Annotated in this window: 8 protein-coding genes and 1 pseudogene; 6 read left to right on the plus strand and 3 right to left on the minus strand. The window is 71.3% G+C overall.

Features of this window, described 5'->3' with window-relative positions; genetic code table 11:
* Positions 1–320: 320 nt before the first annotated feature.
* Positions 321–1,247, minus strand: a complete 927-nt coding sequence (locus VIU94_RS29205) for an MBL fold metallo-hydrolase (protein WP_331915774.1) — start codon at positions 1,245–1,247, stop codon at positions 321–323.
* Between the two features lie 81 nt (positions 1,248–1,328).
* Here VIU94_RS29205 and VIU94_RS29210 point away from each other — a divergent pair, with 81 nt between their 5' ends.
* Both VIU94_RS29210 and VIU94_RS29215 read left to right on the plus strand, forming a co-directional pair.
* Positions 1,329–2,180 carry a LysR family transcriptional regulator gene (locus VIU94_RS29210; protein WP_331915776.1) on the plus strand — a complete coding sequence of 284 codons (852 nt, stop codon included), beginning with the start codon at positions 1,329–1,331 and terminating at the stop codon, positions 2,178–2,180.
* A 105-nt stretch (positions 2,181–2,285) separates the two neighbouring features.
* Positions 2,286–3,161, plus strand: coding sequence for an endo alpha-1,4 polygalactosaminidase (locus VIU94_RS29215; protein WP_331915778.1), 876 nt, complete (start codon positions 2,286–2,288; stop codon positions 3,159–3,161).
* Between the two features lie 40 nt (positions 3,162–3,201).
* On the opposite strand, the gene VIU94_RS29220 is transcribed toward VIU94_RS29215, so the two are convergent.
* Positions 3,202–3,609: a RidA family protein gene (locus tag VIU94_RS29220; protein WP_331915780.1), complete on the minus strand. Its 408-nt coding sequence runs from the start codon at positions 3,607–3,609 to the stop codon at positions 3,202–3,204.
* 141 nt (positions 3,610–3,750) lie between these two features.
* On the opposite strand from VIU94_RS29220, the gene VIU94_RS29225 reads away from it, so the two are divergent.
* Positions 3,751–4,131: a winged helix-turn-helix transcriptional regulator gene (locus VIU94_RS29225; protein WP_331915782.1), complete on the plus strand. Its 381-nt coding sequence runs from the start codon at positions 3,751–3,753 to the stop codon at positions 4,129–4,131.
* A 70-nt stretch (positions 4,132–4,201) separates the two neighbouring features.
* Here VIU94_RS29225 and VIU94_RS29230 read toward each other — a convergent pair whose 3' ends face one another.
* Positions 4,202–5,164, minus strand: coding sequence for an NADP-dependent oxidoreductase (locus VIU94_RS29230; protein ID WP_331915784.1), 963 nt, complete (start codon positions 5,162–5,164; stop codon positions 4,202–4,204).
* Between the two features lie 119 nt (positions 5,165–5,283).
* On the opposite strand from VIU94_RS29230, the gene VIU94_RS29235 reads away from it, so the two are divergent.
* From VIU94_RS29235 to VIU94_RS29245, 3 genes and pseudogenes are all read left to right on the plus strand, one after another.
* Positions 5,284–6,381 (plus strand): GlxA family transcriptional regulator, encoded by a 1,098-nt coding sequence (locus VIU94_RS29235; protein WP_331915786.1) that lies wholly within the window; start codon positions 5,284–5,286, stop codon positions 6,379–6,381.
* A gap of 87 nt (positions 6,382–6,468) precedes the next feature.
* Positions 6,469–7,017, plus strand: a complete 549-nt coding sequence (locus VIU94_RS29240; RefSeq protein ID WP_331915788.1) for a YciI family protein — start codon at positions 6,469–6,471, stop codon at positions 7,015–7,017.
* A 142-nt stretch (positions 7,018–7,159) separates the two neighbouring features.
* Positions 7,160–7,368, plus strand: a pseudogene (locus tag VIU94_RS29245) (carboxymuconolactone decarboxylase family protein); the annotation flags it as partial.

Genomic DNA, 7,368 nt, shown 5'->3' on the forward strand with positions numbered 1-7,368 from the left:
GCTCTTCCGATCTATCGATCCGAATGAGGTCGAGCGCATCGGGCCCTGACCCGCAGGCTCCCCCCTCACGAGCAGAGCAAGACGCGTTTGCGAGCCTACGACGGAGGTCGGACTCCCGGCGTACCCACCGGCTCAGCGGACTCGGTCGACAGGACCACCTTCTCCGTGTCGACCAGCCACTTCGCGTACCCGCAATCAGTCCACCGTGGCGCTCCTGAACGAGCGGATCGACACCGCTCATCGCTACCGGCCACCCTGCTCGAGGGCCTGCGAGCCCCATCACCGAACGCGTGAGGCGTGTCCCGGTCGCCCCAACGCCGTCATGCGGCGTGTTCGGCGCACAGGCACCCGACGCCCCGCTCGATCCACTCCCGGCCGACCCACTCGGGATGCCGCTCGATCAGCAGCGCCCGGACCTCGGCGACGATCTCGGCCTCGCCCATCGCGGAGTCGCGCCGCCGCCAGGTCTCGTCGCGCAGTTCGCGCAGGTAGTCGCGGACGTCGGTGAGCACCTGCGGGCCGCCGAGTTCGCCGTGGCCGGGGACCACCGCCCGGGGTCCGGTGGCGGCCAGTCGGTCCATCACCGCCAGCCAGCGCACGCCGGACACGTCCATGTCGTACGGCGGGAACCACGGGAAGATCGCGAACTGCCCGGTCTCGGCGAGATCCCCGGTGAACAGCACGCCGGCGTCCGGGACTTCGACCACCTGGTCGCCCTTCGTGTGGCCCCGACCGGTGGGCCGCAGCCGTACGGTCCGGCCCCCGAGGTCCAGGTCGTACCCGTCGTCGTACACCACGTCGGGGGTGGGCGCCCGTACGCCGGCCAGGCGCTCGGCGACCGGGCCGCCGAAGCCCCGGAACATCTCCAGGTAGCCCGGCCCCTTCGCCTTCAGGTCGTCCGACTGTGCGCGGTTGACCACGTACGTGGTGGCGTGGTCGGCGAACATGTGGGCGCCGAAGGCGTGCTCGGGGTGGAAGTGCGTCGTGGTCAGGTACAGGCGGCGACCCTTGGCCACCTCGGACGCGAGGGCGAGGACCTGCTCGGCGTTGGCGGTGCCGAGGCCCGTCTCGACGACCAGGACGGCCCGGGAGCCGCCGATGATGCCGATATTGGGTACCAGCCCGACCCCGTGGTTCGGGATCACGAGCAGGTCGGAGGCGATCTCCTGGACGCCGGCGACCTGAACGACGGGGTCGGGCAGCTGACCAGGGTCGGGCATCTCGTGGGGAATCTGTTCGTCCGTCATGTTCCGATTCCATTGCCGGAGCGCTATGCCGTCCAAGACCTGTCCTGCCGCGCCCATACCGTACGGGTATCGTCGCCGGTCATGGAGCTACGCACCCTCCGCTACTTCGTGGCAGTCGCCGAGGAACTCCACTTCGGCCGGGCCGCGGCCCGGCTGCACATGAGCCAGCCGCCGCTGAGCCGGGCGATCAAGCAGCTGGAGGCCGACCTCGGCGCGGCCCTGCTGCACCGCTCCGCCGCGGGCGTCACGCTCACCCCGGCCGGGGCGGTCCTGCTCGACGAGGCGCGTGCCCTGCTCGACCAGGCCGACCAGGTGCGCGTACGCGTGGCCTCGGCGGCCGGCGCCGCCACCCTCACCGTCGGCATTCTGGCCGACAGCACCGACCGGGGCGGTACACGGCTGGCCGCGGCGTTCCGCCGACGGCACCTGGGTGTCGAGGTCCGCGTCCGGGAGACCGACCTGACCGATCCAACGTGCGGAGTGCGCACCGGACTTGTCGACATCGCCGTGACCCGCGTGCCCTTCGACGAGACCGGCCTGACGGTGCACGAACTGCGCGCCGACCCGGTGGGCGCGGTGCTGCGGGCCGACGATCCGCTGGCCCGCCGCGATCGGCTGACGCTGGCGGACCTGGCCGAGCGGCGTTGGTTCCGGTTCCCGGAAGGTACCGATCCGATGTGGCAGTCGTACTGGAGCGGCGGCGAGCCGCGCGAGGGCCCGGTGGTGCGCGCCGTCCAGGAGTGCATCCAGGCCGTGCTGTGGAACGGGACGGTCGGGATCGCCCCGCTCGGGGACGACCTCTCCGCGGAGCTGGCCGTCGTACCGCTGACCGACATGGCGCCGAGCCGCGTGGTGGCGGCCTGGCGCGCGGGCGGCACGAACCCGCTGATCCGGTCGTTCGTCGAGATCGCGACGGCCGCCTACCGCGACTGAGCTCCTGCCGCATGCACCGCGAGGCAGCCCGGAGCGGCGGACTCAGCGAGGCATGATGGGATGCGCGCGGCGGTTCAGGCCGCCCAACGACTGGAGCCTCGAAGCATGCTGGACCACGTCCCCTCTGCCCTCTGCCGCGTGCTGGCGGCGGTGACCCTGTGCGGTGTGCTCGCGGTGTCGGCGGGAGGGTGCGCCGCGTCCGGCGACGAGGACGCCGAGACGCCGGACCGGTCCTCCGCCGCCCCGCCGACCGCCTCCGGCAGAGTGGTGCTTCCCGAGCCGGGCGTCGCCTTCGACTACCAGATCGGGGGCGCGTACCCGCCGCCGCCCGGGGTACGCGCGGTCTCCCGCGACCGCACCGCGAAGCCCGCGCCCGGGCAGTACAACGTCTGTTACGTCAACGCCTTCCAGGCCCAGCCGGACGCCACTGCCTGGTGGCAGGCCCACCATCCCGACCTGCTGCTCCGCGACGGCTCCGGCGCGCTGGTCATCGACCAGGATTGGGACGAGGCCCTGCTGGACGTCTCCACCCCTGCCAAACGCACGCAGCTCGCCGGGATCGTGGGCGAGTGGATCGACGGCTGCGCCGCGGCCGGCTACCAGGCGATCGAGGCCGACAACCTCGACTCGCACGAGCGGTCCGGCGGGCTCCTCACCGCCGAACACGACCTGGCCTTCGGCAAGTTGCTCGTCGAACGGGCCCACGCGGCGGGTCTCGCAATGGGCCAGAAGAACGCCGCCGGCTTGGTGGAGCGAGGCCGGAGCCTCGGGTTCGACTTCGCCGTCGCCGAGGAGTGTGGACAGTACGACGAATGCGGCGCCTACGCCGACGCGTACGACGACCGGGTCTTCGTCATCGAGTACGAGCCGGCGGGCCTCGCCGCCGCCTGCGCCGCGTGGGGCGACCGGCTCTCCATCGTTCTCCGCGACCTGGACGTGGCCCCGGCCGGGGAGGCCGGGTACGTCCGCCGCACCTGCTGACAGGACTCCCCCAGCCGAGCTCGGCGCGCAGCACCCCTGGTCAGTCGAGGACCGCGGTGGCTTCGATCTCGACCAAGTGCTCGGGGACGTCCAGTGCCGCAACGCCCAGCAGGCTGGCGGGCGGGGCCGTGGTGACGCCGAGCTTCGTGGCCGCCCGAGTGAGCCCCTCCATGAGCAGGGGCATCTTGTCGGGGGTCCAGTCGACGACGTAGACGGTCAGTTTCGCCACGTCGTCGAAAGAGCCACCGGCCTCGGCCAGGGCGGTGCCGATGTTGAGGTAGCACCGCTCGACCTGAGCGGCGAGGTCCCCTTCGCCGACCGTGACCCCGTCTGCGTCCCAGGCGACCTGCCCGGCGATGAAGACCAGCTTCGATCCGGTCGCGATCGACACCTGCCGGTACGCGCCGACCTCCGGAAGTCCGCTCGGGTTCACCAGGGTGATGGCCATGATGTCTGCCTCCTCGTCATGAGCGCCCGTGACTCGCTGCCGCCGAACCAGGGCACCCGTGGTCTCTTGTGGTTACCAAGGAACCGTAGGAGAGTGGCTGCTGACATGGAAGAACGCACTTTTGAGTGACTGGGGAACCTGATGGTGACCAAGCAGTTCAGCGGCTCGCCCGAGGACGCGGACCTGAGGCGGGCGGACTCTCTGGCACGGGAGATCTTCTCCGACGTCGCCAACAAGTGGGCGCTCCTGATCATCGAGGCTCTCGGCGAGCGGACCCTGCGCTTCAGCGAGCTGAGGAACGAGATCGAGGGCATCAGCCACAAGATGCTCACGCAGAACCTGCGCATGCTGGAGCGCTACGGGCTGCTCGAGCGGACGGTTCACCCGACGGTGCCGCCGCGGGTCGAGTACACCCTCACCGAACCGGGCCAAGCCCTGCGAGCGACCATCGACGGCCTGTGCGACTGGACCCACCGGTACCTCGGTCACATCGAGTCGTCCCGCCGCCGCTTCGACTCCTGACTGAGACCGAGGTCGGCCGGAAGTCGTGCCGCACGGTATGGGACGGCAGGGCGCCGACCGCGGGACGCGATCAGGCGTCCACGACCGTGAGGACGATCTTGCCCCGGGTGCGGCCCGTCTCGCCCAGGCGGTGGGCGTCTGCGGCGCGCTCCAGCGGGAGGACGGTCTCCACCACGGGGCGCAGTTTGCCCTGTGCGGCCAGGTCGGCCAGGGCTCGCATGCCGGTGGAGTCGGGTTCCACCAGGGTGAAGCCGGTGCGGATGCCGCGAGGTGCGCTTTCGGTGGTGGGCGGGACCTCGTCGGGCGAGGGCAGGGTGATCAGCGTGCCGCCGTCCCGCAGTACCTTCAGGGACCGGGTTCCGTAGTCGCCGCCGATCGAGTCCAGGACGATGTCCACCTCACGGCCGGCGAGCGCTTCCGCGAAGTCCTGCCGGGTGTAGTCGATCAGCTCGTGGGCGCCCAGCTCCTTGAGCAGGGCGTGCTTGCCCTCCCGCGCGGTGCCGATGACGTGCGCGCCGTGGGCCGCGGCGATCTGCACGGCGAGGTGGCCGACGCCGCCCGCCGCCGCGTGGATCAGGACGCGCCGGCCTTCGGTGAGCTGCGCCGTCTCCAGCAGCGACTGCCAGGCGGTGAGGCCGGCCAGCGGCAGCGCCGCGGCCTCGACATGGCTGAGGGCCTCGGGCTTCGGCGCGAAGTGTCGGGCGGGGCCGACGGCGTACTCGGCGTAACCGCCGGCCTGGCGCGGGAACTCGGGCATGCCGAACACCTCGTCGCCCGGCCGGTAGAGCGTGACGCCCAGGCCGACGGCCTCGACGACGCCGGAGACGTCGTAGCCCAGCACCGGCGGGTCGTTGTGCATCCCGAAGCCTCCGGTGGCCCTGGTCTTCCAGTCGACCGGGTTGACGCCCGCCGCATGCACCCTGACCAGGATCTCCGTCGGTCCCGGAACGGGCCGGGCGAGGGTCACCGCGGTGAGCACCTCGGGGCCGCCCCAGGAGGTCGGGCTGATCGCGCGCATCGTGGTGTCGTTCATGAAAAGTCCCTTTTCCTTCGTTCGCGTTTTTCCTGCGTTCCTGCGGTACGTCTCCACGATCGGTGCTTGCCCGGCCGCCCGGAACTGGCCAGATGGCCATGATGTGACAGAATCTAGCCATGACCGATGGACAGCGAGCCATGATCGGCGGCCAGCGACCGGGCCAGCCCCTGGAGTGGAACCCGCTCGACGGCTGCGTCGCCCCGCCCGGCCCGGAGGCGCACCGGGTGGCGGTGCTCGCGCTCGACGGCGTCATGACCTTCGAGCTCGGCATCCCTTCCCGGATCTTCGGCAGCGCCCGGGCGGTGGACGGCACCGCCCTGTACGAAGTGGCCGTCTGCACCCCGGATGGCCGGCCGGTGCGGACCGAGGCGGGCTTCTCGATCGACGTGGAGCACGGCCCCGAGGCGCTGGCCCACGCGGATACGGTGATCATCGCGCCGACGCACCGGCTCGGCGTCGTCAGCGAGCGGGGCGTACTCCCCCAGCAGCTCGCCGACGCCCTCGCCCGGATCCGGCCGGGGACCCGGGTCGTCTCGGTCTGCACCGGCGCGTTCGTCCTCGCGGCGGCCGGACTGCTGGACGGCCGACCCGCGACCACGCACTGGGCGGAGGCGGACCACTTCCGCCGCCTGTTCCCGCGCGTGCGGTTCGACGAGAACGTCCTCTTCGTCGACGACGGCGACCTGCTCACGGCCGCCGGTGCCGCAGCCGGCGTGGACGTCTGCCTGCACCTCGTACGGCGCGACCACGGCAGCGCGCTCGCCAACCAGGTGGCCCGGCGGTGCGTCGTACCGCCCTGGCGCGACGGCGGCCAGGCCCAGTACATCGAGCGACCCGTCCCCGCCCCCACCACCGCCACCACCGCGCCGACCCGGGCCTGGGCCCTGGAACGGCTCCACCGACCGCTGTCCCTGGGCGAACTGGCCGCCCACGCCCGGATGAGCGTGCGGACCTTCACCCGACGCTTCCGCGACGAAGCGGGCCTCACCCCCGGTCAATGGCTCACCGCCCAACGCATCGAAGTCGCCAAGCAGCTACTGGAGTCCAGCGACCTCTCCATCGACCTCGTCGCGGACCGCGCCGGATTCGGCAGCGCCAACTCCCTGCGCCAGCACATGCGCGAACTGGTCGGCGTCTCCCCCGCCGCCTACCGGCGCACCTTCCACACCGCGGCCCCTGGGGGCCGCACCGACGACCCGACGCCCGCGACATAGCGAGAGGGTCGAGTCGAATCATCGTGTGAGCTGCGCCTTCACGATCCCGCCGTCAGCGGAGTGCGCTGGGTGATGAAAACTGTGGGCATGGAGTTCTTCTGCTATCACCGCGATCGGCCCAGCTCCCTGGAACTGCGCATGGAGCTGCTGGAGGACCACTGGTCCTACATGGACGGGTACGGGGCGGAGATGATCGCCCGCGGCCCGACCTTCAGCAGCGACGGCGAGGCGCCCACCGGCAGCGTGCACATCGTCGACCTGCCGGACCCCGCTGCCGCCCGCGCGTTCGCCTTCGGCGAGCCCGGCTATCAGGCGGGCGTGTACCGCGACGTGATGCTGCGCCGGTGGCGCAACCTGTTGGGGCGCACCATGTGGGACTTCCCCGGTGGGCGGACCGACGGCAACCGGTACCTCGTGCTCGGCCTCGGCTCGGGGCAGGCCGCCGACCTCGACGTGCCGCGCGACCAGGACGAGCTGATCACGTACGGGCCGCTGCTCTCCGACGACGGCGCCACCTGGCTGGGAACGGCGGTTCTGATGCGGGCACCGGATCCGGACGCCGCCCGCGCCGTCCTCACCGCGTCCCGCTACGCCGACATCGAGGTGCACGACTGGGAGTTCGGCGGGCGTCGGTAGTCACGCTTGTCGTGACGCGTGACGCCTGCATTCACGCCGGAAATGTTTTCCTGATTGCTGTCACATCTGCGTGGGCCGATCCGTCAGTGCTGTGTAGACGCCGAGCAGGCCACGTCGGCCGATGTGAAGGAGAACAGCAGCCATGACGAAGACCCCGATCTCCCGGATGCAGGACCCCACCCAGTTCGTGCCCGAGCTGAAGGACGTCACCGCCGCGCTGTTCCGGGCCACCGGCAACCAGTCGGTGCCCCGGACCACGATGAGCCTCGTGCACCTGCGGGCCGGGCAGATCGTCCAGAACACCTACCTGACGACCCTGAACACCGGGTTCCTGCGCAAGGCCAAGGAGAC

This window comes from Streptomyces sp. (genome assembly GCF_036566765.1).
Taxonomy (GTDB): Bacteria; Actinomycetota; Actinomycetes; order Streptomycetales; family Streptomycetaceae; genus Streptomyces.

Coding starts and splice junctions, on each gene's coding strand:
- VIU94_RS29205 (WP_331915774.1), bottom strand. CDS start 1,247: ATGACGGACGAACAGATTCCCCACGAGATGCCCGACCCTGGTCAGCTG.
- VIU94_RS29210 (WP_331915776.1), top strand. CDS start 1,329: ATGGAGCTACGCACCCTCCGCTACTTCGTGGCAGTCGCCGAGGAACTC.
- VIU94_RS29215 (WP_331915778.1), top strand. CDS start 2,286: ATGCTGGACCACGTCCCCTCTGCCCTCTGCCGCGTGCTGGCGGCGGTG.
- VIU94_RS29220 (WP_331915780.1), bottom strand. CDS start 3,609: ATGGCCATCACCCTGGTGAACCCGAGCGGACTTCCGGAGGTCGGCGCG.
- VIU94_RS29225 (WP_331915782.1), top strand. CDS start 3,751: ATGGTGACCAAGCAGTTCAGCGGCTCGCCCGAGGACGCGGACCTGAGG.
- VIU94_RS29230 (WP_331915784.1), bottom strand. CDS start 5,164: ATGAACGACACCACGATGCGCGCGATCAGCCCGACCTCCTGGGGCGGC.
- VIU94_RS29235 (WP_331915786.1), top strand. CDS start 5,284: ATGACCGATGGACAGCGAGCCATGATCGGCGGCCAGCGACCGGGCCAG.
- VIU94_RS29240 (WP_331915788.1), top strand. CDS start 6,469: ATGGAGTTCTTCTGCTATCACCGCGATCGGCCCAGCTCCCTGGAACTG.